The sequence below is a fragment of the Streptomyces sp. NPDC107654 genome, from assembly GCF_055639035.1.
Genome location: NZ_JBVKBI010000015.1, coordinates 112,702 through 137,406, shown reverse-complemented (window position 1 = coordinate 137,406; position 24,705 = coordinate 112,702). Strand labels below are relative to the sequence as shown.

Here is a 24,705-nt window from a genome sequence, read left to right as displayed (position 1 = left end):
GGAAAGTCCCGTAGGGGACGGCCGCGGGCCCGACGGCGGCCGGACGGGAGAACCCGGGAACGCGCGGGGAGCGCCTTGACCGGCGCCCCGGCGATATGCGGGACATGATGTGAAGCCAGCGCCACAGGCCGTCTCGAATTCGTCCAATCCACGGATGACCTCGGGAAGGCGACCCTAACCGACGTAGGGTTGATCCTGGGATGGTCCGTGGGACGACCAGGCCCCGGACAGCCGCCTCGAAGGAGGTCCAGTTCAGTGACCAGCCAGGTCAGCAGCCCAGCGGAGCAGACCGACGGAACCGTCGTGGGAGAGCAGCGCAAACCGGGCGGCGCGAAGGACGTGCGGCGCCTGGACCGGGTGATCATCCGGTTCGCGGGGGACTCGGGTGACGGCATGCAGCTCACCGGTGACCGGTTCACCTCGGAAACCGCCTCGTTCGGCAACGACCTCTCCACCCTGCCGAACTTCCCCGCCGAGATCCGCGCCCCCGCCGGCACCCTGCCGGGTGTCTCGTCCTTCCAACTGCACTTCGCCGACCACGACATCCTCACCCCCGGTGACGCGCCGAACGTCCTCGTCGCCATGAACCCGGCCGCCCTGAAGGCCAACATCGGCGACCTGCCCCGCGGCGCCGAGATCATCGTCAACACCGACGAGTTCACCAAGCGCGCCCTGCAGAAGGTCGGGTACGACGCCTCTCCGCTGGAGGACGGCTCGCTCGACGGCTACAGCCTCCATCCGGTGCCGCTGACCACGCTCACCGTGGAGGCGCTGAAGGAGTTCGACCTGTCCCGCAAGGAGGCCGAGCGCAGCAAGAACATGTTCGCGCTGGGCCTGCTGAGCTGGATGTACCACCGGCCCACCGAGGGCACCGAGAAGTTCCTGAAGTCGAAGTTCGCGAAGAAGCCGGAGATCGCGGAGGCCAACATCGCGGCGTTCCGCGCGGGCTGGAACTTCGGCGAGACGACGGAGGACTTCGCGGTCTCCTACGAGGTCGCGCCGGCCGCCAAGGCCTTCCCGGTCGGCACCTACCGCAACATCTCCGGCAACCTCGCCCTGGCCTACGGCCTGATCACCGCGTCCCGCCAGGCGGACCTGCCGCTGTTCCTGGGGTCGTACCCGATCACGCCGGCCTCGGACATCCTGCACGAGCTGAGCCGGCACAAGAACTTCGGGGTGCGCACCTTCCAGGCCGAGGACGAGATCGCGGGCATCGGGGCGGCCCTCGGCGCGGCGTTCGGCGGCTCGCTCGCGGTGACCACGACGAGCGGCCCCGGTGTCGCCCTGAAGAGCGAGACGATCGGCCTCGCGGTCTCGCTGGAGCTGCCCCTGCTGGTGGTGGACATCCAGCGCGGCGGCCCGTCGACGGGTCTGCCGACCAAGACCGAGCAGGCCGACCTGCTGCAGGCGATGTACGGCCGCAACGGCGAGGCCCCCGTGCCGGTGGTGGCGCCGAGGACCCCGGCCGACTGCTTCGACGCCGCGCTGGAGGCGGCCCGGATCGCGCTGACGTACCGCACGCCGGTGATGCTGCTGTCGGACGGCTATCTGGCCAACGGCTCCGAGCCGTGGCGCATCCCGGACCTGGAGGAGCTGCCCGACCTGCGGGTGCGGTTCGCCTCCGGCCCGAACCACGCGCTCGCGGACGGCACCGAGGTCTTCTGGCCGTACAAGCGGGACCCGCAGACCCTGGCCCGCCCGTGGGCGGTCCCCGGCACCCCGGGTCTGGAGCACCGTATCGGCGGCATCGAGAAGCAGGACGGCACGGGCAACATCTCCTACGACCCGGCCAACCACGACTTCATGGTCCGCACCCGGCAGGCCAAGGTCGACGGCATCGACGTCCCCGACGTGGAGGTCGACGACCCGCACGGCGCGACGACCCTGGTCCTCGGCTGGGGTTCCACCTACGGGCCGATCACGGCGGCGGTACGGCGGCTGCGCGCGGCCGGCGAGTCGATCGCCCAGGCCCACCTGCGCCACCTCAACCCCTTCCCGCGCAACCTCGGCACGGTGCTGAAGGGCTACGACAAGGTGGTGATCCCCGAGATGAACCTGGGGCAGCTCGCCACCCTCATCCGAGCGAAGTACCTGGTCGACGCCCACTCGTACAACCAGGTCAACGGCATGCCGTTCAAGGCGGAACAGCTCGCCGCGGCGCTGAAGGAGGCCATCGATGACTGACGCCGGCAACGCGCTGCTGCAGCTGGTCCCCAAGGCCGAGGCCAGGCAGTCGATGAAGGACTTCAAGTCGGACCAGGAGGTGCGCTGGTGCCCGGGCTGCGGTGACTACGCGATCCTCGCGGCCGTCCAGGGCTTCATGCCGGAGCTGGGCCTCGCCCGGGAGAACATCGTCTTCGTCTCCGGCATCGGCTGCTCGTCCCGCTTCCCGTACTACCTGAACACCTACGGGATGCACTCCATCCACGGCCGCGCCCCCGCCATCGCGACGGGTCTGGCCTCCTCCCGCCGCGACCTGAGCGTGTGGGTCGTCACCGGCGACGGCGACGCGCTGTCCATCGGCGGCAACCATCTGATCCACGCCCTGCGCCGCAACGTCAACCTGAAGATCCTGCTGTTCAACAACCGGATCTACGGCCTCACCAAGGGCCAGTACTCGCCCACCTCAGAGGTCGGCAAGATCACCAAGTCGACGCCGATGGGCTCGCTGGACGCGCCGTTCAACCCGGTGTCGCTGGCGATCGGCGCGGAGGCGTCCTTCGTGGCCCGCACGATCGACTCCGACCGCAAGCACCTGACCGAGGTGCTGCGCGCCGCCGCCGACCACCCGGGCACGGCGCTGATCGAGATCTACCAGAACTGCAACATCTTCAACGACGGCGCCTTCGACGCCCTGAAGGACAAGCAGCGGGCGGAGGAGGCGCTGATCCGGCTGGAGCACGGGCAGCCGATCCGCTTCGGTGCCGACGGGACGAGAGGGGTCGTCCGCGACCGGCAGACCGGTGACCTGCGGGTGGTGACGGTGACCCCGGAGAACGAGGCGGACGTCCTGGTGCACGACGCCCATGCCGCGTCCCCGACCACGGCCTTCGCCCTGTCCCGGCTGGCCGACCCGGACACCCTGCACCACACCCCGATCGGAGTGTTCCGCTCCGTCGAACGGCCGGTCTACGACAGCCTGATGGCCGAGCAGCTCGACACCGCGATCGAACAGCGCGGCAAGGGCGACCTGGCCGCGCTGCTGGCCGGCGGGGACACCTGGACGGTCGTCGGCTAGCGGGTCCGCCCGTCCTGCCGTCGGCCGACCGGTTCGCCCGTCTCTCCGAGTCGTTCCGATCACGAGGCCCGGGACTGGATTTCCCGGGCCTCGTCGTATGCCCGGCGGGCGCTGAGCACGTCGTCCATGCGCTGCTGGGTCCACTGCGCCAGCGCCCGCACCTGCTCCGCCGCCTCGCGTCCCAGCCCGGTCAGGGAGTAGTCGACGCGGGGCGGGATGACCGGCTTGGCGTCCCGGTGGACGAGACCGTCGCGCTCCAGGGTCTGGAGGGTCTGCGTGAGCATCTTCTCGCTGACCCGGCCGATGGCCCGGCGCAGTTCGCTGAAGCGATGGGGGCGGTCGAGGAGCCGGATGAGCACCAGCACCCCCCAGCGGCTGGTGACGTGCTCCAGAACGAGGCGGTGGGGGCACATGGCCTCGCCGTCACCCTTGCCGGTACTTACCTTCACACCCGTACCTTACTTCAAAGTGGGTACTTTCCCATAGTTAGCGCCTTCCTTAGGGTTAGCAAAAGACCGCACCCGAGAAGGAGACCCCCCTCATGAGCATCGTCGTCACCGGAGCCACCGGACAGCTCGGCCGCCACGTCGTGGAGCAGCTGCTGGAGAAGGTCCCCGCGGACCGCATCACCGCCGTCGTGCGTGACGAGGCGAAGGCCGCCGACCTCGCCGCCCGCGGAGTGCGGCTCGCGGTCGCCGACTACAACGCGCCCGAGTCCTTCGACGGCCTGTTCGCCGCCGGCGACAAGGTCCTGCTGATCTCCGGCAACGAGTTCGACAAGGGCCGGGTGGGACAGCACACGGTCGTCATCGAGGCGGCCAAGGCGGCCGGCGTCGCCCTGCTCGCGTACACCAGCGCCCCCGGCGGCCTGACGGCCGCACTGGCGGACGACCACCGGGCCACCGAGCGGGTGCTGCTCGCCTCCGGCCTGCCGTACAGCCTGCTGCGCAACGGCTGGTACCACGAGAACTACACGGAGAACCTGGCGCCGGTCCTGGAGCACGGCGCGGTCGTCCAGGCCGCCGGTGACGGCCGGGTCTCCTCCGCCTCCCGGGCCGACTACGCCGCCGCCGCGGTCGCGGTGCTGACCGGCGAGGGGCACGAGAACACGACGTACGAGCTGGGCGGCGACGAGGCGTGGAGCTTCGCCGAGTACGCGGCCGAGCTGAGCCGGCAGACGGGCAGGGAGATCGTCTACACCCCGGTCTCGGTGGACGCCCTGACCGGCATCCTGACCGGCGCGGGGCTGCCCGCTCCGCTGGCCGGGGTGCTGGCGGGCGTGGACGCCTCGATCGAGAAGGGCGAGCTGGTCGTCTCCTCGGGCGACCTGTCCCGGCTGACCGGCCGCCCGACGACGCCGCTGGCCGAGGCGGTCTCCGCCGCGCTGAAGGGCTGACACCGGCAGGCCGACCCGACTGTCATGACCGTATGACGATACGGGCATGACAGCCGGGAAGCTCCGGCGTTACCTTCGTTCTCGCACGTCCAGGGAGGACGCGCGGGCAACAAGGAGGGGCCGTGGCCGGGACGTCCGAGGCTGAACACCGAATAGGCCTGCTGAACGGTTTCGCCGCCTATGGGATGTGGGGGCTGGTCCCCCTGTTCTGGCCGCTGCTCAAACCCGCCGGCGCCATGGAGATCCTGGCCAACCGGATGGTGTGGTCCCTCGTGGCCGTCGCCGTCGCACTGCTCTTCGTACGGCGCTGGGCCTGGGCCGGAGAACTGCTGCGCCAGCCCCGGCGGCTCGGCCTGGTCGCCGTGGCGGCCGGCGTCATCACCGTGAACTGGGGCATCTACATCTGGGCCGTGAACTCCGGCCACGTGGTCGAGGCCTCGCTCGGCTACTTCATCAACCCGCTGGTCACCATCGCGATGGGCGTGCTGCTCCTGAAGGAGCGGCTGCGGCGCGTGCAGTGGGCGGCGGTCGCGATCGGCTTCGCCGCCGTCATCGTGCTGACCATCGGCTTCGGCCGCCCGCCGTGGATCTCGCTGTGCCTCGCCTTCTCCTTCGCCACCTACGGGCTGGTGAAGAAGAAGGTGGCACTCGGCGGTGTCGAGTCGCTGGCCGCGGAGACCGCGATCCAGTTCCTGCCGGCGCTCGGTTATCTGCTGTGGCTGACCGCGCACGGCGACGCCACGTTCCTGGGTCACGGCAGCGGACACGCCGCACTGCTCGCCTCCACCGGCGTCGTCACCGCGCTGCCCCTGGTCTGCTTCGGCGCGGCGGCGATCCGCGTGCCGCTGTCCACGCTGGGCCTGCTGCAGTACCTGGCCCCGATCTTCCAGTTCCTGCTCGGCGTCCTCTACTTCCACGAGTCCATGCCCGCCGAGCGGTGGGCCGGGTTCGCCCTGGTCTGGCTGGCGCTGATCCTGCTCACCGGCGACGCGCTGCGCTTCGCGCGGCGGCGGCCGGAGCGGCTCACCGTACCGACGGCCCGCGCGGCCGAGTCCGCGGCCTCGGCTCCGGCGGACGCCTGACGGCACGCAACCGCGCGGAAGGGGCGCGGGGCGAGCGGGAAGGGACGCAGCGGGCGGGAAGGGATGCAGCGGACGCGGCGAGCGTGGAGAGGCGCGGCGAGCGAGAGGGGCGCGACCGACGGGGGCTCCGCGACCGACGCGAGACCCGAGGCTCCGCGCCCGACGCGAGGTCCGTGACCGGGGGGAGGCTCCGCGCCCGACGCGAGGTGCGCGGCGGGCGGGCGGAAGGGGCCCCTCCGTCGGGGCGCCCGGCTATAAGTGGGAGCCATGACCACACAGGCACCCGCCCCGCTGCACTGGAAGATCGTCATCGACGCGGCCGACCCGCACGCCCAGGCCGACTTCTGGGCCGCGGCCCTGCACTACACCGCCGAGGACAACAGCGCCCTCGTCGAACGGCTGCTGTCCCTCGGCGCGCTGTCCGGGGAGGCCACCGTCGAGTACCACGGCCGGCCCGCCTTCCGTGACCTGGTCGCCGTACGCCACCCCGACGACCCGTACGACCCCGAGACCGGCACCGGGCTCGGACGCCGGCTGCTGTTCCAGCGGGTACCGGAGCCGAAGACCGTCAAAAACCGGCTCCACCTCGACCTCCACGCCGGACCGGAGCGGCGCGCGGACGAGGTGGCACGCCTTCGGACGCTGGGCGCACGGGTCCTGCGCGAGGTGAGGGAACCCGCGGGCCAGTGGGTCCTGATGGCGGATCCCGAGGGCAACGAGTTCTGCGTGCAGTAGCCGGGGGTCCGTCCGTCGGACGGCCCGGAGGCGCGCGGGTCAGGTCACCCCCGGGCCGCCGCCTTCGCCGCGCGGTCGGTGAGGCGGACCATGCGGGCGCGGGCGGACTCCAGCGGGCGCGGGTCGTCCGCGGCGGGGCCCGGCTCGGCGGTGAGGTCCGTCCACAGGGCGATCAGGTCGCGCCCCAGCCGCAGGCCCTCCTCGGGGTCGCGCACCGCGCGCCAGGCGGTGGCCGCGCTCTGCACGTTGCCGTAGGCGGCCTCCCCGTCCCGTGCCCGGCTGCGCAGCCGGGCGAGATCCAGGGACAGCCGGAAGGCACGGACCGGGTCGTCGGCCAGGTAGGCGATGTAGGCGCGCAGTTCGCGCAGGTGCAGCACCTCGACGTGGTGCTCGCCGAGCACGGTGGACGCCTCGGTGAGAGTTTGGTCGGCCAGCTCCGCCGCCGCGTCGATACGGCCCGCCCGTACGGCCTCGTTGATACGGCTCATCGGCTCGGTGAGCAGTTCCGCCCCCTCGGCCGTCTCGGTCAGCGGCCCGTCCCCGAGCACCTCCTCGGCCACCGCGTCGAACCCGCGGGGCGGGGTGGGCGTGGCGGTGGTGGCCGGGGCGGCGGACTCCTCCGGTACGGCGGCGACGAGCGGCTCCACCGGTACGGCGATGAGCGGCTCCGGCCGTACGGGGGCGACCGGGGCGGCCTGCTCGGCCGGTGCGGCGGCGACCGCGGCGTCGCCCATCACGGGCGCCGGTCCGAACCGTCCGGCCGGCGCCTGCACGGGACCCGACGGCACGGCCCCCGGTCCCGGGACGGGCGCGGCGGACACCCGCTCCGGCTCGCCCGTCATCCGGCTGGAACCGTCCGCCGAGACCTCCAGCGGCACGATCCAGCCCGCCCGGTCGTCCTGGACCGTGGCGCGTATGGGGGCGCCGAGGCTGATGGCCAGGCGCTGGAGGTGATTCAGGACGGCCTGCTGGATCTCCTCACCCGCCGCCGCCACGACCGACGCCCCGCCGACCGTCGCGTACCCCGGGCCGAACACCCTGACGGGCACTGCCGCCGGATACTCCACGGGCTGCTGCGTCCGCTTCTTCTCGAAGCTGAGTCGAGCCATCGGTGTCCTCACTCCCCCGGCGTCGCGATCCGGTCGTACGCGTCCTGCCCACCAGTGTGTCGGTTCCCCCCGGCTTCCGCGTCACCGCGACGTCACAGCCTCGCACCAGCCCCGCCCTGGCCAAATTTCCTTGCGTATGCATAAAATGCATACGCCTTTAACCGGGGTACGACACGACGCACCTGGGGGACCCATGAACCGCCGCTTCCTCTTCGTCCTGGGCAGCGCCCGCCAGGACGGCAACACCGAGCTGCTGGCCCGAGAGGCCGCCACTCAGCTGCCCACCGGCGTCGAACAGCGCTGGATCCGCCTCGCCGACCACCCGCTGCCGGACTTCGCGGACCTGCGCCACGACGAGGACCACGTACGGCCGTCCGCGGACACCCCGGTCGGCCGGCTGCTGGACGCCACCCTCGCCGCGACCGACATCGTGATCGCCTCGCCGCTGTACTGGTACTCGGTGTCCAGCCTCACCAAGCGCTACCTGGACTACTGGTCGGCCTGGCTGCGCACCCCGGGCGTCGACTTCAAGGCGACGATGGCCGGCCGCACCGTGTGGGGCGTCGCCGCACTGGCCGATGACGAGCCGGTGGTCGCGGACCCGTACGTCGGCACGCTCAACAACTCGGCCGCCTACCTGGGGATGCACTTCGGCGGGGTCCTGCTCGGCAACGGCAGCGCGCCCGGTGACGTACGGAAGGACACGGCGGCGCTGGCGCGCGCGAAGACGTTCTTCGCCCAGGACGCGCCTCTCGCACGCTTTCCGTACGAGACCGACGGCGTCCGGGCCGGTGCCGGCGTCCAGGGCTAGGCGCTGATGTCCTTCGCCGTGAACCGCGCCCAGGCGGCCGAGCCGAACACCACGGCGTAGAGCCCCTGGAGGCCGAGGTTGCGCACCACGTCGTCCCAGTAGACGGGATCGCGCACCAGGTCGGCGAAGGACAGCCAGTAGTGCGGGAAGAGGTAGGGCTGCACCGCGTGCAGCTGGGGTATCTGGTCGACGATCTGCACCGTGATGAGCAGCCCTACCGTGGTCGCCATCGCCGCGATGCCGCTGTTGGTGAGGGTCGACACGAAGAGGCCGAGGGCCGCCACGCCGACCAGTGAGGCGGCGACGACCAGCGCGATCAGCAGGGCCCGGCCGAGTCCCTCGGCGAAGCTGATCCGGGTGCCGGAGATCGTCGTCAGCTCGCCCAACGGGAAGAGCAGCGCACCGACGACCAGCGCGGATCCGGCGACGACCAGCGTGGCCAGCAGGCAGAAGGCCAGCACGGTCGCGTACTTGGTGAGCAGCAGCCGGGTACGGCCGGCCGGGGCGACCAGCAGATAGCGCAGGGTGCCCGCGCCCGCCTCCCCGGCGATCGCGTCGCCCGCGACGACGCCGACGGCCATCGGCAGGAAGAACGGCAGGGTCGCGGCGAGCGCGGTGAACACCAGGAACAGCCCGTTGTTGGTGATCTGCGTGATGAACGCCGGGCCCTCGCCGCCCCCGCCGCCGACCGGTCCGCCGCCCCGTGTCTCGACCCTGACCGCGATCCCGACCAGGACCGGCACCGCGGCCAGCACTCCGAGCAGGGCCAGGGTGCGCCAGCGGCGGACGGTGGTGACCAGCTCGCTGCGCAGCAGCCCGAGGGCCCACAGCGGACTCGTCCGGCGCCCGGAATCCGCCACCGGCACGTCAGTCCGCGACATCGACGACCTCCCCCGACACGTCAGTCCGCGACATCGACGACCTCCCCGGCACGTCAACCCGCGACATCGAAGCCCTCCCCCGTCAGTGCCACGAACGCGTCCTCCAGCGAGGCGCGTTCGACCGTCAGTCCCCGGACCCGGACGCCCGCGGCGACCAGGGCCGCGGTCACCTCGGCGAGGTCGCGCCCGGGCGGTTCGCCGGTGACCCGGTCGCCGTCGGCGGTCACGTCCCCGACGCCCAGTTCCTTCAGTACGCGGGTCGCCTCCGCGCCGTCCGGGGTGGTGACCACCAGCCGGCCGCGCGCCCCGGCCGCGAGGTCCGCCACCGCGCCCTGGGTGACGAGCCGCCCCTGCGCCATGACCGCCGCGTGGGTGCACACCTGCTCGATCTCGTCCAGGAGGTGGGAGGAGAGGAAGACGGTCGTGCCGTCGGCGGCCAGTTCCCTGATCAGCGTGCGGATCTCGCGCATGCCCTGCGGGTCGAGGCCGTTGGTGGGTTCGTCCAGGACCAGCAGTCTGCGCGGCTGGAGCAGTGCGGCGGCCAGCCCCAGGCGCTGCTTCATGCCGAGCGAGTACGCCTTCGCCTTCTTGCCCGCGGCGGCCGCGAGGCCGACCCGGTCCAGTGCAGCTGCGACGCGGGCGCGCCGGGTGCGCGGGTCGGCGGTCGGGTCGGCGGCGTCGTAGCGCAGCAGGTTGTCCCGGCCGGACAGGAAGCCGTACAGGGCGGGGCCCTCGATGAGGGCGCCGACCTGCGGCAGGACCGTGCGCGCCGAGCGGGGCATGGGCCGGCCCAGCACGCGGACGGTGCCCGCGGTCGGCTCGATCAGGCCCATCAGCATGCGGATGGTGGTCGTCTTGCCGGAGCCGTTGGGCCCGAGGAAGCCGAAGACGCTGCCCGCCGGGACGGTCAGGTCGAGACCGTCCACGGCGAGCTGTCCGCCGCGGTAGCGCTTGGTGAGACCGCGCGTGACGATCACGCTCGCCGGCGCGTCCCCCGGGCCCGGCTGCGTGGCGGACGGTGCGTCCATCGGCTCCCCTCGAATCCTCCGATGCGTCGTGCCCGACGGGTCACTTGGCCGCGTCGGCCGCCTTCACCAGGGCGTCCTTGGTCACCGCGCCGGCGTAGACCTTGCCGTCGTCGGTGATCAGGGCGTTGACCAGGCGGGTGGAGAACACCATGCCCTTGCCGAACTTCCCGTCGACCTGCTCGCCGAGCGAGCCGAGGAAGCCGCCGAGGTCGCCGCCCTGGGAACCGGTGGGCAGGCCGCCCTTGGCGCCGGTGTCGACGGTCACCACCGAGGTCCAGCCCTTGCCGAGGACCGTCGGGGCGCCCGCGCCCTTCAGGCCCCCGGCGAAGTCCTCGCCGTGCCGCGGGGCCTGTCCGTGGCTGGGGGCGTGCTCGCGCGCCTCGGCCTCGTCCTTCTCCTCGGTGACCTTCGCGCCCTTGGGCGGGGTGAAGTCGAAGGTGGAGGCGGCCGGCCTGGCGAAGGAGACCTGGGTGAAGCCCGCGTCGAGCACGGCGGCGCCGCCGCTCCTCGGGGTCAGGGTGAACTTCAGCGGCATGCCCGTCTTCGCGTCCACGGCGATGCTGATCGCGCCGACGGTGGTGCCGGACTGCCTGGGCTGGATCAGCAGCTTGTAGGCGTCGCGCCCGGCGACCTGCGCGGTGCCGTCGACGGTGACGGACGTGGTGTCGTCCACCGCCTTCAGGGCCTCGTCGGCGAAGTCCTTGGGCGTGGCCGGCGGCTCGGCCCGGTGATCCTTGCCGGAGCCGGCCGCGGTGGAGTGGTAGACCTCGTTGCTCTTGCTGTCGTAACCCCAGACGTCCTTGCCGTCGTGGATCAGGCTGTACTCGGCACCCTGCTCCAGCACGGAGAGCTTCTGCCGGTCCGGGCCGTCGGCGGCGACGCGCAGGGTGTGCGTGCCGGAGACCAGCTCGGTGAGCTTGGCCTGCGGGTCGGCCGAGGAGCCGTCACCGGAGCCGCCCCGGCCCGCGCCGGAGAGCAGGCCGTCCTGCAGGCCGCCGAGGTCGGGCAGGCCGAGGTCGGTGCTGACCTTCACGGTGCCGGACAGCTGCTGCACGTCCGACTTGGCGATCTTCTCGATGAGCTGCTGTGCGCTGATCTTCGGCAGGTCGGGGTCACCGGAGTCGGCGAGCGCCGGGACCAGCCCGATCGTGGCCGCCGCCACCCCCACCACAGCCACCGGGACGGCGTACCGGGCGGCCTTGCGCCGGCCGGAGCGCGACGTCTCGTCCTGCGCGGCGCCCACTGCGTCGTCGGATTCGTACGGTGCCATGTGTGCCTTACCTCCGTCGTCGGCGGCGGCTGTCCTCACGCTGGTCCGCTGGTCCAATGGTCCGCTGGTCCACCCTGAGCCGCCATTCTCACCCGAATCGGTGAGGAGTGGTGATTTCCGTGGTGTCCATCTGACCAAATCGGCCGTGAGGAGGCGTCAGCCCACGGAGGCAACTCCGGGTCCACCTGCGGTATGACACACGGCGCCGAAGTCTCCACCCGACCCGTAGGGGTCGTGCGGGAGGCCGGCGCCGGTACGTGTGGCCGGGCCGGTCAGCCGGCGCGGGCAGGCGGCTCGGTACGTCGGCCCGGTACGTCGGCCCGGTCGGCCGGCGCAGTTCGGCGGCCCGGCCGGCCGGCGCGATACGTCGGCTCGGTCAGCCGGCGCGGTGCACGACCGCGTCGTCAGCCGGCGCGGTGCACGACCGCGTCGCACAGCTCCGTCAGGGCCGCCTTGGCGTCGCACTCGGGCAGCGGGGCGAGCGCGGCCCGCGCCTCCTTCGCGTACCGGACGGTGTCCCGGCGGGCCTGCTCCAGCGCGGGGTGCGCGCGCAGCGCGGCCAGCGCCTCGGCGTGCCGGGCATCGTCGCTGAGGTCGGAGTCGAGCAGCTCGCACAGCGCGATGTCCTCGGGCAGGCCCAGCCGGGCGGCCCGCTCGCGCAGCCGGAGGACCGGCAGGGTCGCGATGCCCTCGCGCAGGTCGGTGCCCGGGGTCTTGCCGGACTCGTGGGAGTCGGAGGCGATGTCCAGGACGTCGTCGGCGAGCTGGAAGGCGACCCCGAGCCGTTCGCCGTACTGGGTGAGCACGTCGACGACCCGCTCGCCGGCACCGGACATCATCGCGCCGAACCGGCACGAGACCGCCACCAGGGAGCCCGTCTTGCCGCCGAGCACGTCCAGGTAGTGCTCGACCGGGTCACGGCCGTCCGAGGGGCCCGCGGTCTCCAGGATCTGGCCGGTGACCAGCCGTTCGAACGCCAGGGCCTGCACCCGGACCGCCTCGGGGCCGAGGTCGGCGAGGATCTGGGAGGCGCGGGCGAAGAGGAAGTCACCGGTGAGGACCGCGACGGAGTTGCCCCAGCGGGTGTTGGCGCTGTCCACGCCGCGCCGTACGGCCGCCTCGTCCATGACGTCGTCGTGGTACAGCGTGGCCAGGTGGGTCAGCTCCACGACCACGGCCGACGGTACGACGCCCGGCGCGTAGGGGTCGCCGAACTGGGCGGCGAGCATCACGAGGAGTGGCCGGAAACGCTTCCCTCCGGCCCGCACGAGGTGCTGCGCGGCCTCCGTGATGAACGGGACCTCGCTCTTGGTGGCTTCGAGCAAGCCTTCCTCGACAGCCGTCAATCCGGCCTGGACATCGGCTTCCAGAGCCTGGTCCCGCACGCTCAGCCCGAACGGCCCGACGACGGTCACGAGGGGTCTCCTGTCTGCTGGTGTCTGCTGGCGATTACACGGTTTGTCGATAGGTCGCTGCCCTCACTCAAGTCAGCGTATCCGGTCCCGTTTCGATCACCGATAGCGCCCACCGGTCCACCCCGGGCGGTATGGGACCACGACCGGCATGGTCTTGATCACATAGTAAGAACGGACATTTATTGACTTAACAGCAATACGGGCACTGTTTCGCAACCTCTCCACACCCTCCCTTCCGTCACCTTAGGGGCGAATCCCCCTATTCCCCCATGCCCGATTTGAAGCGATTTGCCATTTCGTGAATTGGGTCACGCGCCCCGTATACCCGGCCCACACCCCGCGACCCCCGCCACCCCTTGCCGCACAAGCGAGTTGAGGCTTGGCAATAGCAAAGGATCAAGCGCCCCATACAACGTCGATCAAGGTCAAATCGCCCGTTGTATGAATCCGGTACTTGTTCCCGACATGTGCTCTCGCATACGTTCCGGGCCGTCGGGCGGACGCCGAATCCTGCCGCCGCCCGCATAACCCATCGACGAACTCATTCGTACGGCAGGAGCGGGGGACCCCAGGTAACTCGCCGGGCCGGTCGGCACACGCCGCACCGGTACGGCTCGGGGTGAAGCCGTGCCTCTCCAGGGCGCGGCCGGGCACCTCCTCGCCCGAACCCGACAGCTCACCTCGCAGGCGCCGGAGAGGAACACCCCCATGTCCGCTGCCGTTCAGCACCGCCGCACCCGGAACAGCCGCCTCGTCCGCGCCCTCGCCGCCGCAGGCACCGGCGTCGCCGTCCTCACCCTGCCGCTCATCGGCGCGACCAGCGCCTCCGCGGCCCCCAGCACCTCCACGACGGCCACCACCCCCGCCGGATACCCGAACAACCTGGACGGCTGGATCCGCGAGTCGCTCGCGATCATGGCCGAGAAGAAGATCCCGGGCACCTACAACGGCATCTACCGCAACATCATCCGCGAGTCCTCGGGCAACCCGACGGCCATCAACCTCTGGGACTCCAACGCCGCCAAGGGCATCCCGTCCAAGGGCCTGCTCCAGGTCATCGACCCGACCTTCAACGCGTACCACGTCGCCGGAACCTCGTTCAACATCTACGACCCGGTCGCGAACATCACCGCCGCCTGCAACTACGCGGCCGCGCGGTACGGGTCGATCGACAACGTGTTCGGCGCGTACTGACCGGCTCCGGCCGGCCGCCGCACCCTTCTCTCCCGACATCCCGGTCCGTCGGCCATCCCGGTCTGTCAGACGTCACGGTCGACCGGTCATCACGGCCGGTCGGCCGTCACGATCGACCGGTGGTCACCGTCGACCGGACGTCACCGTCGACCGGACGTCACCGTCGACCGGCGGTCACCGTCGACCGGTCGCACGGCCGGTCTTCGCCCTCGGTCTTCACCCTCGGTCGTCACGGCCGGGCATCACGGCCGGTCGGTCGGGAAGAGGCCTTCGAGGACGACGGCGATGCCGTCGTCCTCGTTCGACAAGGTGACCTCGTCGGCCACCGCCTTCAGTTCGGGGTGGGCGTTGGCCATCGCGACACCGCGCCCGGCCCAGTCGAACATCGGGATGTCGTTGGGCATGTCGCCGAAGGCGAGGGCCCGGTCGGCCGCCACCCCGAGCCGCTCGGCGGCCAGTGCCAGTCCGGTCGCCTTCGTCACCCCCCTCGGCTGCAGCTCCACGGTCCCCGGCCCCGACATGGTGACCGTCGCCAGCGAACCCACCGCCGAGCGGGCCACCGCCGCCAGCTCGTCGTCGGACAGGGAGGCGTGCCGCAGCAGCACCTTGCTGATGGGCTCACGCCAGAGCTCGTCCCGCCGGCCGACGCGCACCGCGGGCAGTGTCGGGTGGGGCATCCGGTAGCCGGGTTCGATGAGCGTGAGCCCGTCCACGCCGTCCTGGTCGACCGCCGCGTAGACCTGCCCCACCTCCGCCTCGATCTTGCCGAGCGCGGTCTCGGCCAGCTCCCGGTCCAGCCGGACCGACCACAGCAGACGGTGTAACCCCGCGTCGTAGACCTGCGCTCCCTGTCCGCACACCGCGAGCCCCGTGCAGCCGAGGGCCGCCAGCAGCGGCCGCACCCGCGGCGCCGGGCGGCCTGTCACCACCAGGTGCCGGGCACCGGCCCGCACCGCCCGCGCGAGCGCGGCGAGCGACCGGTCGGAGACGGTGTCGTCGCCGCGCAGCAGCGTTCCGTCCAGGTCAGTGGCGATCAGTGCATATGCCGGGGAGGGTTCCATGATCCGAGAATACGGACACGGCGCCCCGCCGACTCACCTGTCTTTTCAGGCACTTGGCCGCCCTACGGCTTCAAGTGGCGTACGCGCACGTCGGAATGAGTGTGCCTCCGGCACGTGCGCCGGCCGGGACGGACCGGCGTACGACGACGACCGCGCACGCGGTGAACGGCTCTCCGGAGTGCGGCACTGCCCAAGACATGCGAGTCGGCCGTAACGTGTGGCCCGATCACATGGAACGCCACGCCGTGCATGGCCCGGATGAGAGTGAGGCAGCACCCCATGCCCCCCTTCGACGTCCCCGAGGGCGACCCCTTCGGTCCGCACAACCTCCCCTATGGCGTGTTCTCGCCCTCCGGCAGCACGGAGCGGAGGATCGGCGTCCGGCTCGGAAACCACGTCCTCGACGCGGGCGCCACGGCCGCGGCGCTCGGCTCGCCCCACCAGGCGCTGCTCGCCCGGCCCACCCTGAACCCGCTGCTCGCCGCCGGCCGCACCACCTGGTCGGACGTACGGCGCGCCGTCACCTCCTGGATCACGGACCCGGCACACCGCGAGACCGTCGAGCCGCTGTTCCACCCCCTGTCCGAGGTGACCCTGCACCTGCCCTTCGAGGTCGCGGACTACGTCGACTTCTACGCCTCGGAGAACCACGCCCGCAACGTCGGCCAGATCTTCCGCCCGGACGCCGAGGATTCCCTCACCCCCAACTGGAAGCACCTGCCGATCGGCTACCACGGCCGCTCCGGCACGGTCGTCGTCTCGGGCACCGACGTCGTACGGCCGTCCGGGCAGCGCAAGGGCCCCGGCGACCCCGCGCCCGTCTTCGGCCCGTCGATCCGGCTGGACATCGAGGCCGAGGTCGGCTTCGTCGTGGGCGTGCCCTCCCGGCTGGGCAGCCCGGTCGCGCTCGGCGACTTCCGGGAGCACGTGTTCGGCCTGTGCCTGCTGAACGACTGGTCCGCGCGGGACGTCCAGGCCTGGGAGTACGTCCCCCTCGGCCCGTTCCTCGGCAAGTCCTTCGCCACCTCCGTGTCGGCGTGGATCACCCCGCTCGAAGCGCTGGAGCACGCGCGCGTGGCACCCCCGCAGCGCACGCACCCGCTGCTGCCCTACCTGGACGATTCGGCGCCCGGCACCGAGCCCGGCGGGTACGACCTCCGCATCTCCGTCGCGATCAACGGCCATGTGGTCTCCGAACCCCCGTTCTCCACCATGTACTGGACCGCCGCCCAGCAGCTCGCCCACATGACGGTCAACGGTGCCTCGCTGCGCACCGGCGACCTGTACGGCTCGGGCACGGTCAGCGGCCCGGACGAGAACCAGCGCGGCTCCCTGCTGGAGCTGACCTGGAACGGCCGCGACCCACTTGAACTCCCCGACGGCAAGCGGACGTTCCTGGAGGACGGCGACGTGGTGACCCTGTCGGCCTGGGCTCCCGGCGCGGACGGGCGCCGGGTGGGGCTGGGTGAGGTCAGCGGGCGGGTCGTGTCGGGCTGACCCGCGGCGGGTGCCGCCGGGCCGGCGCCGGCCCGGCGGCACGGGCACGCGCGGGTGGCGTGCGGGAACCGCCCACGCGTGTGCCACGGTCCGGCCGGATCGCCGCCGACACCTGACTCGCAGCGCCCGTCTTCGTCATACTGGCGGGGACACGCACCGCGCGCGAGCCGCCGTCGCGTGCCGCGTGCCCGGAACCACCGACACCCGCACACCTCTCCGAACAGGAACCGGAGCCCCGGCATGACCGTCTGCCTGCTCCTGCTGAGCGTCGTGGCCCTCACGGCCGCCGTACCGGCACCGCGCGCGCTGACCCGTGCCGCGTGGCCCGAGCGGGAACCCGTGGTCGCGCTGTGGGCGTGGCAGTGCCTGGTCGCGACCGTGCTGCTGTGCTGCCTGACCGCGCTGGTGCTGGGCGCGGCGGCCGTCTTCCACACCGTCCGCGACCGCGTGTTCGCCCCCGCACCGCCCGCGGTCACCGCGGCCTACGACCTGTCCACCGCGCCGGTGTGGGCGGCGGCCCTCACCGTACTGCTGGCCTGCGGGGCGGCCTGGACGACGGCGATGCTGGCCCGGGAACTCGTCGAGGCCCGCCGCAGCCGGGGACAGGCCCGGGCGCAGCTGCGTGAGCGCGCCCCCGAACTGCCGGCCGGGCTGCCCGCGGCGCGCGGGCCGATGCTGGTGCTGGAGGACGAGTACCCGGACGCCTGGTGGATGCCGGGACACCCGCCCCAACTGGTCGTCACCACGGGAGCGCTGCACCGCCTCACCGACCTCCAGCTGGACGCCGTCCTCACCCACGAGCGCGGACACGCCCGCGCCCACCACGACTGGCTGCTGCACCTGTCCACCGCCCTCGCCACCGGCTTCCCGCGCGTGCCGCTCTTCGCCCACTTCTGCGACCAGACGCACCGCCTGGTCGAACTGGCCGCCGACGACACGGCATCCCGCCGCTGCGGGCACCTCACCACGGCCCTCGCCCTGATCGAGCTGAACCAGCACCGGGGCGTCCTGTCCTGCGACTCCAGCCGCCGCCTGCTGGGCGAGCGGGTCGACCGCCTGCTGGAGCCGCCGCCGCGGCTGCTGCTCCGGCACCGGGCACTGACGACGACGGTGGCCGCGCTGGTCCCCCTGCTTCCGCTGCTGATCACCTTCGCCCCGGGCCTGACGGCACTGTCCTGACGGCACTGTCCTGACGGCTCCCTCCTGGCTCTGACGGCTCTGTCCCGGTCTCTGCCCCGTGGTGCGGGCCGCTGCCCTCCATGTACTGCGGGGCCTGCGGCTCGGCGGGGCCGGGGTGTTCGGGCGGCGCCGGACGACCCCGACATCACCGTCCGGACGGAGGCCGTGCGGGCGCTCGTCTCGGTGGACGCGGTCCGGCCCCTGGCGGGCGCGGCGGACGGTCCCTCCAGGGAGGTCCGGGTCACCGTGGCGAAGGCCGTGGCCACCGTCGGAGCGGACGTCCTCACCCCGGCCGACCGGGACCTGATCACCGCCGCGCTGGACCGGCCACCGAGGACGGCGACACGCTGGTGCGCGGCGCCGCGCTCCGTGCGCTGGCCGACACCGGCTGCCCGCGGGCGCCGGCCGCGCGTGCCGTGGCCGCGCTGTCGGTCCCGGCCTGGCAGGTACGGTCCGGCGCCGCGACCGCGCTGTCGGCCGCGCCCGCCGACCCGGCCGTCCCGGCTCTCGCCGACCCGAACGCCGACGTCCGCAAGGCGGCGGTCCTGGCCCTGGGCCGGCACCGGACCTCGGCGGAGGCCCGCGCGGCCCTCGCGCCACGGCCACGGCCGACCCGGACGCGGACGTCCGGGCCTATGCGGCGCGGGAGCTGTGAGCCTCGGACCGCACGCGGCCGTATCCGGCTATATCCAGTCGTCGGGCTCGGGCTCGTCCGCGGGATCGGGCCAGTCGGCGGCCGGCGCGTGGTCGGCGTCCGGGGTGTCGTCGGAGGCGGAGGCGTCGTCGGAGGCCGGGGCCGGCCCGTTCAGGGAGGCCAGTACCTGGATCACGCCTTCCCCGTACGTCGCCAGCTTCTTCTCCCCGACGCCGCTCACCGTGCCGAGTTCCCGCACCGAGCCGGGCCGGCGGGTCACGATCTCCCGGAGGGTGGCGTCGTGGAAGATGACGTAGGCCGGGACGCCCTGTTCCCGGGCCTGCTCGGCGCGCCAGGCCCGCAGGGCCTCGAAGGCGGGGAGCAGCGCGTCGGGCAGTTCGGCCGCGGCGGCCTTGGCCTTGCCGGCGCCCCCGGAGGAGCCGGCGGACCGCGACCGGGAGGCGGCCGGTTTCTTCGGCTCCTTGCGCAGCGGCACCTCGCGCTCCCGCCGCAGCACCGAGCCGCTCGCCTCGGTGAGGACCAGCGTGCCGTACTCCCCCTCGACCGCGAGGAGCCCCTGGGCCAGCAGCTGCCGGATGACGCCCCGCCACTCGGCCTCGGTGAGGTCCTGGCCGATGCCGAAGACGGACAGCTGGTCGTGGTCGAACTGAATCACCTTGCCGGTGCGCTTGCCGAGCAGGATGTCCACGATCTGCAGCGCGCCGAACTTCTGTCCGCGTTCCCGCTGCAGCCGCACCACCGTGGACAGCACCTTCTGCGCGGCGATCGTGCCGTCCCAGGTCTCGGGCGGGGTGAGACAGGTGTCACAGTTGCCGCAGGCCGCCGCGTCGGGGTCCTGGCCGAAGTAGGCGAGCAGCTGGCCGCGGCGGCACTGGGCGGTCTCGCACAGCGCGAGCATGGCGTCGAGGTGGGCGGCGGCCCGGCGGCGGAACGCCTCGTCGCCCTCGCCGGACTGGATGAGCTTGCGCTGCTGTACGACGTCGTTCAGGCCGTATGTCATCCAGGCCGTGGACGGCAGGCCGTCGCGGCCCGCCCGGCCGGTCTCCTGGTAGTAGCCCTCGATCGACTTGGGCAGGTCCAGGTGGGCGACGAAGCGGACGTCCGGCTTGTCGATGCCCATGCCGAACGCGATGGTCGCCACCACGACCAGGCCGTCCTCGCGCAGGAACCGGGACTGGTGCGCCGCGCGCGTGGCCGCGTCCAGGCCCGCGTGGTACGGCACCGCGGAGATGCCGTTGGCGGTCAGGAACTCCGCCGTGCGCTCCACGGAGTTGCGCGAGAGGCAGTACACGATGCCGGCGTCGCCCGCGTGCTCCTCGCGGAGGAAGGCGAGCAGCTGCTTCCTGGGGTCGGCCTTGGGCACGATCCGGTACTGGATGTTGGGGCGGTCGAAGCTGGCGACGAAGTGGCGGGCCGTCGGCAGGTTGAGCCGCTGGGTGATCTCCTGGTGGGTGGCGTGGGTGGCCGTGGCGGTGAGGGCGATCCGCGGGACGTCCGGCCAGCGCTCGCCGAGCAGGGACAGGGAGAGGTAGTCGGGGCGGAAGTCGTGGCCCCACTGGGACACGCAGTGGGCCTCGTCGATGGCGAAGACGGAGATCTTGCCGCGGGAGAGGAGGTCCAGCGTGGCGTCCAGGCGCAGCCGCTCCGGCGCGAGGTACAGCAGGTCCAGTTCGCCGGCCAGGAACTCGGCCTCGACCACCCGCCGCTCGTCGAAGTCCTGCGTGGAGTTCATGAAGCCGGCGCGGACGCCGAGGGCGCGCAGGGCGTCCACCTGGTCCTGCATGAGGGCGATCAGCGGGGAGACCACTATGCCGGTGCCGGGCCTGACCAGGGCCGGGATCTGGTAGCAGAGCGACTTTCCGCCGCCGGTCGGCATGAGGACGACGGCGTCGCCACCCGCCACCACGTGTTCGATGACCGCCTGCTGCTCGCCCCGGAAGGCGTCGTACCCGAAGACCCGGTGGAGCGTGGCCAACGCCTCGCTGTCGACCGCGTCCGGTCCCTCGGTCACCTGTGTCATCTCGCTGATACCGCCCGTCACGCCCATCGTCCTGTCCCCCGTCGGTCCCCCGTGTGTCGTCTCTCGACCGCTGCATCCACGATAGGGGCCCGCACCGACAGCCCCGCAGTTATCCACAGGTTCGCCGGCGGCACCGTGCGTCAAGGGCACGATCATCGTTCACAGGTTCGCGGGAGGCTTGCCCCCTTTCCGCCCGATAGCCTGAACGCACTGGCGAGACTCCGTCGCACGGGAGCACTGATGAGCGTCGCACCGAAGGCGTCCGCGTCCAGTTGACCGATCCCGCCGGAGGGCGGCTGGACCGCCGATGGCCTGGACCGCCTCCCGAATCTTCCTCCGCACACGGAATTGATCGACGGGAGCCTGGTCTTCGTGAGTCCGCGGACGATGTTTCATGTACGGGCTGTCGACTTCTTCAATGGGCAGCTCCAGTCGCTGGCACCGGAGGATTTCGAGGTCGTCCGCGAGTTCACGATCGACATCGACCGCCAGAACAGGCCCGAGCCGGACGTCGTGGTGGTAAGCGCAGACGTGGTCGAGGACTCGCGCCAGACCCGCCTCCCCGGCGGAGTCCGTCGTCCTGGCCATCGAGGTCGTCTCCGAGGACTCCGTCTCCCGCGACCGCGAGACCAAGCCGCTCAAGTACGCCCGCGCCAAGATCCCCCACTGCCGGCGGGTCGAGAACGAGAACGGCCGGGCCGCGGTGCACGTCTTCGAGCTGGAGCCGGCCACCGGCACATACACCGGCACCGGCATCTTCCGCCGGCGCGAATGAAACTTGATGCGCCGTTCCCGATGGACCTCGACCTCACCCGGATCAAGACGCGTCGCGACAGAGATCAGTGACCACACCGACATGCTGTTGCCCGGCACCCTGACCGTGGGTGCCGGGCAACGCCATGCATGCGGTGGACGTCAGCGCACGAACACTCCCGCCTGGCTCGCCAGGTCCAGGAAGTACTGCGGGGCCACGCCCAGCACCAGCGTCACTGCCACGCCCAGGCCGATCGCGACCATGGTCAGCGGGGACGGGACGGCGACGGTCGGGCCCTCCGGCCTCGGCTCGCTGAAGAACATCAGCACGATCACGCGGATGTAGAAGAACGCGGCGATCGCCGAGGAGATCACACCGATCACGACCAGCGGCGCCGCACCGCCGTCCGCCGCGGCCTTGAACACAGCGAACTTTCCGGCGAAACCGCTGGTCAGCGGGATGCCGGCGAAGGCCAGCAGGAACACCGCGAACACCGCCGCCACCAGCGGGGAGCGGCGGCCGAGCCCCGCCCACTTGGACAGGTGGGTCGCCTCGCCGCCCGCGTCGCGGACCAGGGTGACCACGGCGAAGGCGCCGATCGTGACGAAGGAGTAGCCCGCCAGGTAGAAGAGGACGGACGACACGCCGTCCTTCGAGGTGGCGATGACACCCGCGAGGATGAAGCCGGCGTGCGCGATGGACGAGTACGCCAGCAGCCGCTTGATGTCGGTCTGGGTGATGGCGACGATCGCACCGCCCAGCATGGTGATGATCGCCACGGCCCACATGACCGGCCGCCAGTCCCAGCGCAGCCCGGGCAGGACGACGTACAGCAGGCGCAGCAGCGCACCGAACGCGGCCACCTTGGTCGCCGCCGCCATGAAGCCGGTCACCGGGGTGGGCGCGCCCTGGTAGACGTCGGGCGTCCACATGTGGAACGGCACCGCGCCGACCTTGAACAGCAGGCCCATCACGAGCATGGCGCCGCCGATCAGCAGCAGTGCGTCGTTGCCCATGGTGTTCGCGAGCGCCGGGTCGACGTCGGTGGCCGTGCCGTCCACGACCTGCGCGATGCGCGCGTACGACACCGAGCCCGCGTAGCCGTACAGCAGCGCGATGCCGAACAGGGTGAACGCGGAGGCGAACGCGCCCAGCAGGAAGTACTTGACCGCGGCCTCCTGCGACATCAGCCGCTTGCGGCGGGCCAGCGCGCACAGCAGGTACAGCGGGAGGGAGAAGACCTCCAGGGCCACGAACAGGGTCAGCAGGTCGTTGGCCGACGGGAAGACCAGCATGCCGCCGATCGCGAAGAGGAGGAGCGGGAAGACCTCCGTGGTGGTGAAGCCCGCTCTCACCGCGGCCTTCTCGCTGTCGCTTCCGGGTACGGAGGCGGCCTGCGCGGCGAAGGAGTCGACCCGCCTGCCGTGTGCGGCCGGGTCCAGGCGCCGCTCGGCGAAGGTGAACAGGCCGACCAGGCCGGCCAGCAGGATCGTGCCCTGCAGGAAGAGGGCCGGGCCGTCGACCGCGATCGCGCCCATGGCCGCGATGTGCGCCTTGGTGGTGCCGTACCCGTCGGCCGCGAGGGCGACGACGGCGGCGAACGCGGCACACAGGGCCACGACGGACACGAACACCTGCGCCCAGTAGCGGGACCGGCGCGGCACGAACGCCTCGATGAGCACCCCGACCAGTGCCGCACCGATGATGATCAGTGTCGGCGACAATTGTCCGTATTCGATTTTCGGCGCGTCGATCTTCGAGATCGGGTCGGCCGCTGTTGTCCACAGGCTGTGGACGGCTGGTGCGCTCACTTGGCCGCCTCCACTGCGGGCTTGGGGTCCTTCTTCTGTACGTCGGACATGGTCTGTTTGACCGCCGGGTTGACGATGTCCGTGACGGGCTTCGGGTAGACGCCCAGGAAGATCAGCAGCACGATCAGCGGGGCGACGACGACCAGCTCACGCACGCGGAGGTCGGGCATCGCCGAGACCTCCGGCTTCACCGGGCCGGTCATCGTCCGCTGGTACAGCACCAGGGTGTACAGCGCGGCGAGCACGATGCCGAAGGTGGCGATGACGCCGATCACCGGGTAGCGCGTGAACGTGCCGACCAGGACCAGGAACTCACTGACGAACGGCGCCAGTCCGGGCAGTGACAGAGTGGCGAGGCCGCCGATCAGGAAGGTGCCGGCGAGCACCGGGGCGACCTTCTGCACACCGCCGTAGTCGGCGATGAGCCGCGAGCCGCGCCGGGAGATCAGGAAGCCGGCGACCAGCATCAGCGCGGCGGTCGAGATGCCGTGGTTGACCATGTAGAGCGTGGCGCCGGACTGGCCCTGGCTGGTCATCGCGAAGATGCCCATGACGATGAAGCCGAAGTGCGAGATCGACGCGTACGCCACCAGGCGCTTGATGTCCCGCTGGCCGACGGCGAGCAGCGCGCCGTAGACGATGCTGATCAACGCCAGGACGAGGATGACGGGCGTCGCCCACTTCGACGCCTCCGGGAACAGCTGCAGGCAGAAGCGGAGCATCGCGAAGGGGCCCACCTTGTCGACCACCGCCGTGATGAGCACGGCGACCGGGGCGGTGGACTCCTGCATGGCGTTGGGCAGCCAGGTGTGCAGCGGCCACAGCGGGGCCTTCACCGCGAAGGCGAAGAAGAAGCCGAGGAACAGCCAGCGTTCGGTGCCGGTCGCCATGTGCAGCGAACCGTTGGCGCGGGCCTCGGCGATCTCGGTGAGCGAGAAGTTCCCGGCGACCACGTAGAGGCCGATCACCGCGGCCAGCATGATCAGACCGCCGACCAGGTTGTACAGCAGGAACTTCACCGCCGCGTACGACCGCTGGGTGGCCGCCGTCTCCTCGCCGTGCTCGTGCGCCCGGTCCCCGAAGCCGCCGATGAGGAAGTACATCGGGATGAGCATGGCTTCGAAGAAGATGTAGAAGAGGAAGACGTCGGTGGCCTCGAAGGAGATCACCACCATCGCCTCGACCGCCAGGATCAGTGCGAAGAAGCCCTGGGTGGGCCGCCAGCGGCGGCTGCCGGTCTCCAACGGGTCGGCGTCGTGCCAGCCGGCGAGGATGATGAACGGGATCAGTACGGCGGTCAGCGCGATCAGCGCCACCGCGATGCCGTCGACGCCCAGCTCGTACCTCACCCCGAAGTCCTTGATCCAGGCGTGGGACTCGGTGAGCTGGTAGCGGGCGCCGTCCGGGTCGAAGCGGACCAGGACGGTGACCGCCAGGGCGAGCGTGGCGAGGGAGACGACCAGCGCCAGCCACTTGGCCGCGGTGCGCCGGGCGGCCGGTACGGCGGCCGTGGCGACGGCCCCGAGCGCCGGGAGCGCCGCCGTCGCTGTCAGCAGAGGAAAGGACATC

Annotated in this window: 19 protein-coding genes, 2 pseudogenes and 1 riboswitch; of the genes and pseudogenes, 11 read left to right on the top strand and 10 right to left on the bottom strand. The window is 71.7% G+C overall.

Annotation, left to right across the window (positions count from 1 at the left end):
• The first annotated feature begins 255 nt into the window (after positions 1-255).
• Positions 256-2,184: a 2-oxoacid:acceptor oxidoreductase subunit alpha gene (locus ACZ7N4_RS25510; protein WP_471361802.1), complete on the top strand. Its 1,929-nt coding sequence runs from the start codon at positions 256-258 to the stop codon at positions 2,182-2,184.
• Positions 2,177-3,238: a 2-oxoacid:ferredoxin oxidoreductase subunit beta gene (locus ACZ7N4_RS25505; protein WP_471361799.1), complete on the top strand. Its 1,062-nt coding sequence runs from the start codon at positions 2,177-2,179 to the stop codon at positions 3,236-3,238. The genes ACZ7N4_RS25510 and ACZ7N4_RS25505 overlap by 8 nt, the downstream gene beginning before the upstream one ends.
• Before the next feature lie 59 nt (positions 3,239-3,297).
• Here the strand turns inward: ACZ7N4_RS25505 and ACZ7N4_RS25500 are convergent, their stop codons facing one another.
• Positions 3,298-3,651 (bottom strand): winged helix-turn-helix transcriptional regulator, encoded by a 354-nt coding sequence (locus tag ACZ7N4_RS25500; RefSeq protein WP_471361956.1) that lies wholly within the window; start codon positions 3,649-3,651, stop codon positions 3,298-3,300.
• A 128-nt stretch (positions 3,652-3,779) separates the two neighbouring features.
• Here ACZ7N4_RS25500 and ACZ7N4_RS25495 point away from each other — a divergent pair, with 128 nt between their 5' ends.
• The 3 genes from ACZ7N4_RS25495 to ACZ7N4_RS25485 all read left to right on the top strand — a co-directional run bounded on the left by ACZ7N4_RS25495 (position 3,780) and on the right by ACZ7N4_RS25485 (position 6,451).
• Positions 3,780-4,634, top strand: coding sequence for an SDR family oxidoreductase (locus tag ACZ7N4_RS25495; RefSeq protein WP_471361796.1), 855 nt, complete (start codon positions 3,780-3,782; stop codon positions 4,632-4,634).
• A gap of 122 nt (positions 4,635-4,756) precedes the next feature.
• Positions 4,757-5,716: an EamA family transporter RarD gene (rarD, locus tag ACZ7N4_RS25490; RefSeq protein ID WP_471361793.1), complete on the top strand. Its 960-nt coding sequence runs from the start codon at positions 4,757-4,759 to the stop codon at positions 5,714-5,716.
• 267 nt (positions 5,717-5,983) lie between these two features.
• Complete coding sequence (locus tag ACZ7N4_RS25485; protein ID WP_471361790.1) at positions 5,984-6,451, top strand: VOC family protein; 468 nt, start codon at positions 5,984-5,986, stop codon at positions 6,449-6,451.
• 44 nt (positions 6,452-6,495) lie between these two features.
• Here the strand turns inward: ACZ7N4_RS25485 and ACZ7N4_RS25480 are convergent, their stop codons facing one another.
• Positions 6,496-7,560, bottom strand: a complete 1,065-nt coding sequence (locus ACZ7N4_RS25480; RefSeq protein WP_471361787.1) for a hypothetical protein — start codon at positions 7,558-7,560, stop codon at positions 6,496-6,498.
• A 193-nt stretch (positions 7,561-7,753) separates the two neighbouring features.
• Between ACZ7N4_RS25480 and ACZ7N4_RS25475 the strand changes: the two genes are divergently transcribed.
• Complete coding sequence (locus ACZ7N4_RS25475) at positions 7,754-8,371, top strand: flavodoxin family protein (RefSeq protein WP_471361784.1); 618 nt, start codon at positions 7,754-7,756, stop codon at positions 8,369-8,371.
• On the opposite strand, the gene ACZ7N4_RS25470 is transcribed toward ACZ7N4_RS25475, so the two are convergent.
• The 4 genes from ACZ7N4_RS25470 to ACZ7N4_RS25455 form a co-directional block, all read right to left on the bottom strand.
• Positions 8,368-9,252 carry an ABC transporter permease gene (locus ACZ7N4_RS25470; protein WP_471361782.1) on the bottom strand — a complete coding sequence of 295 codons (885 nt, stop codon included), beginning with the start codon at positions 9,250-9,252 and terminating at the stop codon, positions 8,368-8,370. The two genes, ACZ7N4_RS25475 and ACZ7N4_RS25470, sit on opposite strands and share 4 nt — an antisense overlap.
• Before the next feature lie 53 nt (positions 9,253-9,305).
• Positions 9,306-10,280 carry an ABC transporter ATP-binding protein gene (locus tag ACZ7N4_RS25465; RefSeq protein WP_471361779.1) on the bottom strand — a complete coding sequence of 325 codons (975 nt, stop codon included), beginning with the start codon at positions 10,278-10,280 and terminating at the stop codon, positions 9,306-9,308.
• A 40-nt stretch (positions 10,281-10,320) separates the two neighbouring features.
• Entirely contained in the window at positions 10,321-11,550 is a 1,230-nt protein-coding gene (locus ACZ7N4_RS25460; protein ID WP_471361776.1) for a LolA family protein, read from the bottom strand.
• Between the two features lie 404 nt (positions 11,551-11,954).
• Positions 11,955-12,965 carry a polyprenyl synthetase family protein gene (locus ACZ7N4_RS25455; protein ID WP_471361773.1) on the bottom strand — a complete coding sequence of 337 codons (1,011 nt, stop codon included), beginning with the start codon at positions 12,963-12,965 and terminating at the stop codon, positions 11,955-11,957.
• 523 nt (positions 12,966-13,488) lie between these two features.
• Positions 13,489-13,668: riboswitch (cyclic di-AMP (ydaO/yuaA leader) on the top strand.
• Between the two features lie 5 nt (positions 13,669-13,673).
• On the opposite strand from ACZ7N4_RS25455, the gene ACZ7N4_RS25450 reads away from it, so the two are divergent.
• Positions 13,674-14,159 (top strand): transglycosylase SLT domain-containing protein, encoded by a 486-nt coding sequence (locus tag ACZ7N4_RS25450; RefSeq protein WP_471361770.1) that lies wholly within the window; start codon positions 13,674-13,676, stop codon positions 14,157-14,159.
• 242 nt (positions 14,160-14,401) lie between these two features.
• Here the strand turns inward: ACZ7N4_RS25450 and ACZ7N4_RS25445 are convergent, their stop codons facing one another.
• Complete coding sequence (locus ACZ7N4_RS25445; protein ID WP_471361767.1) at positions 14,402-15,220, bottom strand: HAD family hydrolase; 819 nt, start codon at positions 15,218-15,220, stop codon at positions 14,402-14,404.
• 279 nt (positions 15,221-15,499) lie between these two features.
• On the opposite strand from ACZ7N4_RS25445, the gene fahA reads away from it, so the two are divergent.
• From fahA to ACZ7N4_RS25430, 3 genes and pseudogenes are all read left to right on the top strand, one after another.
• Positions 15,500-16,717 (top strand): fumarylacetoacetase, encoded by a 1,218-nt coding sequence (gene fahA, locus ACZ7N4_RS25440; protein WP_471361764.1) that lies wholly within the window; start codon positions 15,500-15,502, stop codon positions 16,715-16,717.
• A gap of 240 nt (positions 16,718-16,957) precedes the next feature.
• A complete protein-coding gene (locus ACZ7N4_RS25435) occupies positions 16,958-17,896 on the top strand; it encodes a M56 family metallopeptidase (RefSeq protein WP_471361761.1) in 939 nt (312 codons plus the stop codon).
• A 55-nt stretch (positions 17,897-17,951) separates the two neighbouring features.
• A pseudogene (locus ACZ7N4_RS25430) lies at positions 17,952-18,551 on the top strand (fumarate reductase/succinate dehydrogenase flavoprotein subunit); the annotation flags it as partial.
• Between the two features lie 28 nt (positions 18,552-18,579).
• Here ACZ7N4_RS25430 and recQ read toward each other — a convergent pair.
• Positions 18,580-20,598: a DNA helicase RecQ gene (gene recQ / locus ACZ7N4_RS25425; RefSeq protein ID WP_471361758.1), complete on the bottom strand. Its 2,019-nt coding sequence runs from the start codon at positions 20,596-20,598 to the stop codon at positions 18,580-18,582.
• 252 nt (positions 20,599-20,850) lie between these two features.
• On the opposite strand from recQ, the pseudogene ACZ7N4_RS25420 reads away from it, so the two are divergent.
• Positions 20,851-21,417 (top strand): annotated as a pseudogene (locus ACZ7N4_RS25420) (Uma2 family endonuclease).
• 69 nt (positions 21,418-21,486) lie between these two features.
• On the opposite strand, the gene nuoN reads toward ACZ7N4_RS25420, so the two are convergent.
• Together nuoN and ACZ7N4_RS25410 are read right to left on the bottom strand one after the other, a co-directional pair.
• The gene (gene nuoN / locus ACZ7N4_RS25415; RefSeq protein WP_471361755.1) at positions 21,487-23,136 is read right to left on the bottom strand and encodes an NADH-quinone oxidoreductase subunit NuoN; all 1,650 of its coding nucleotides are present in this window, start codon (positions 23,134-23,136) and stop codon (positions 21,487-21,489) included.
• On the bottom strand, positions 23,133-24,704 hold the full coding sequence (locus tag ACZ7N4_RS25410) for an NADH-quinone oxidoreductase subunit M (RefSeq protein WP_471361752.1): 1,572 nt from the start codon (positions 24,702-24,704) through the stop codon (positions 23,133-23,135). The genes nuoN and ACZ7N4_RS25410 overlap by 4 nt, the downstream gene beginning before the upstream one ends.
• Position 24,705: the final 1 nt, after the last annotated feature.

Excerpts from the sequence above, each read along its gene's own strand:
- ACZ7N4_RS25435 (WP_471361761.1), top strand. The coding sequence starts at position 16,958 with ATGACCGTCTGCCTGCTCCTGCTGAGCGTCGTGGCCCTCACGGCCGCC.
- recQ (WP_471361758.1), bottom strand. The coding sequence starts at position 20,598 with ATGGGCGTGACGGGCGGTATCAGCGAGATGACACAGGTGACCGAGGGA.
- ACZ7N4_RS25505 (WP_471361799.1), top strand. The coding sequence starts at position 2,177 with ATGACTGACGCCGGCAACGCGCTGCTGCAGCTGGTCCCCAAGGCCGAG.
- ACZ7N4_RS25475 (WP_471361784.1), top strand. The coding sequence starts at position 7,754 with ATGAACCGCCGCTTCCTCTTCGTCCTGGGCAGCGCCCGCCAGGACGGC.
- ACZ7N4_RS25410 (WP_471361752.1), bottom strand. The coding sequence starts at position 24,704 with ATGTCCTTTCCTCTGCTGACAGCGACGGCGGCGCTCCCGGCGCTCGGG.
- ACZ7N4_RS25500 (WP_471361956.1), bottom strand. The coding sequence starts at position 3,651 with ATGTGCCCCCACCGCCTCGTTCTGGAGCACGTCACCAGCCGCTGGGGG.
- ACZ7N4_RS25465 (WP_471361779.1), bottom strand. The coding sequence starts at position 10,280 with ATGGACGCACCGTCCGCCACGCAGCCGGGCCCGGGGGACGCGCCGGCG.
- ACZ7N4_RS25485 (WP_471361790.1), top strand. The coding sequence starts at position 5,984 with ATGACCACACAGGCACCCGCCCCGCTGCACTGGAAGATCGTCATCGAC.
- ACZ7N4_RS25450 (WP_471361770.1), top strand. The coding sequence starts at position 13,674 with ATGTCCGCTGCCGTTCAGCACCGCCGCACCCGGAACAGCCGCCTCGTC.
- ACZ7N4_RS25495 (WP_471361796.1), top strand. The coding sequence starts at position 3,780 with ATGAGCATCGTCGTCACCGGAGCCACCGGACAGCTCGGCCGCCACGTC.
- ACZ7N4_RS25445 (WP_471361767.1), bottom strand. The coding sequence starts at position 15,220 with ATGGAACCCTCCCCGGCATATGCACTGATCGCCACTGACCTGGACGGA.
- fahA (WP_471361764.1), top strand. The coding sequence starts at position 15,500 with ATGCCCCCCTTCGACGTCCCCGAGGGCGACCCCTTCGGTCCGCACAAC.
- ACZ7N4_RS25470 (WP_471361782.1), bottom strand. The coding sequence starts at position 9,252 with ATGTCGCGGACTGACGTGCCGGTGGCGGATTCCGGGCGCCGGACGAGT.
- ACZ7N4_RS25460 (WP_471361776.1), bottom strand. The coding sequence starts at position 11,550 with ATGGCACCGTACGAATCCGACGACGCAGTGGGCGCCGCGCAGGACGAG.
- ACZ7N4_RS25480 (WP_471361787.1), bottom strand. The coding sequence starts at position 7,560 with ATGGCTCGACTCAGCTTCGAGAAGAAGCGGACGCAGCAGCCCGTGGAG.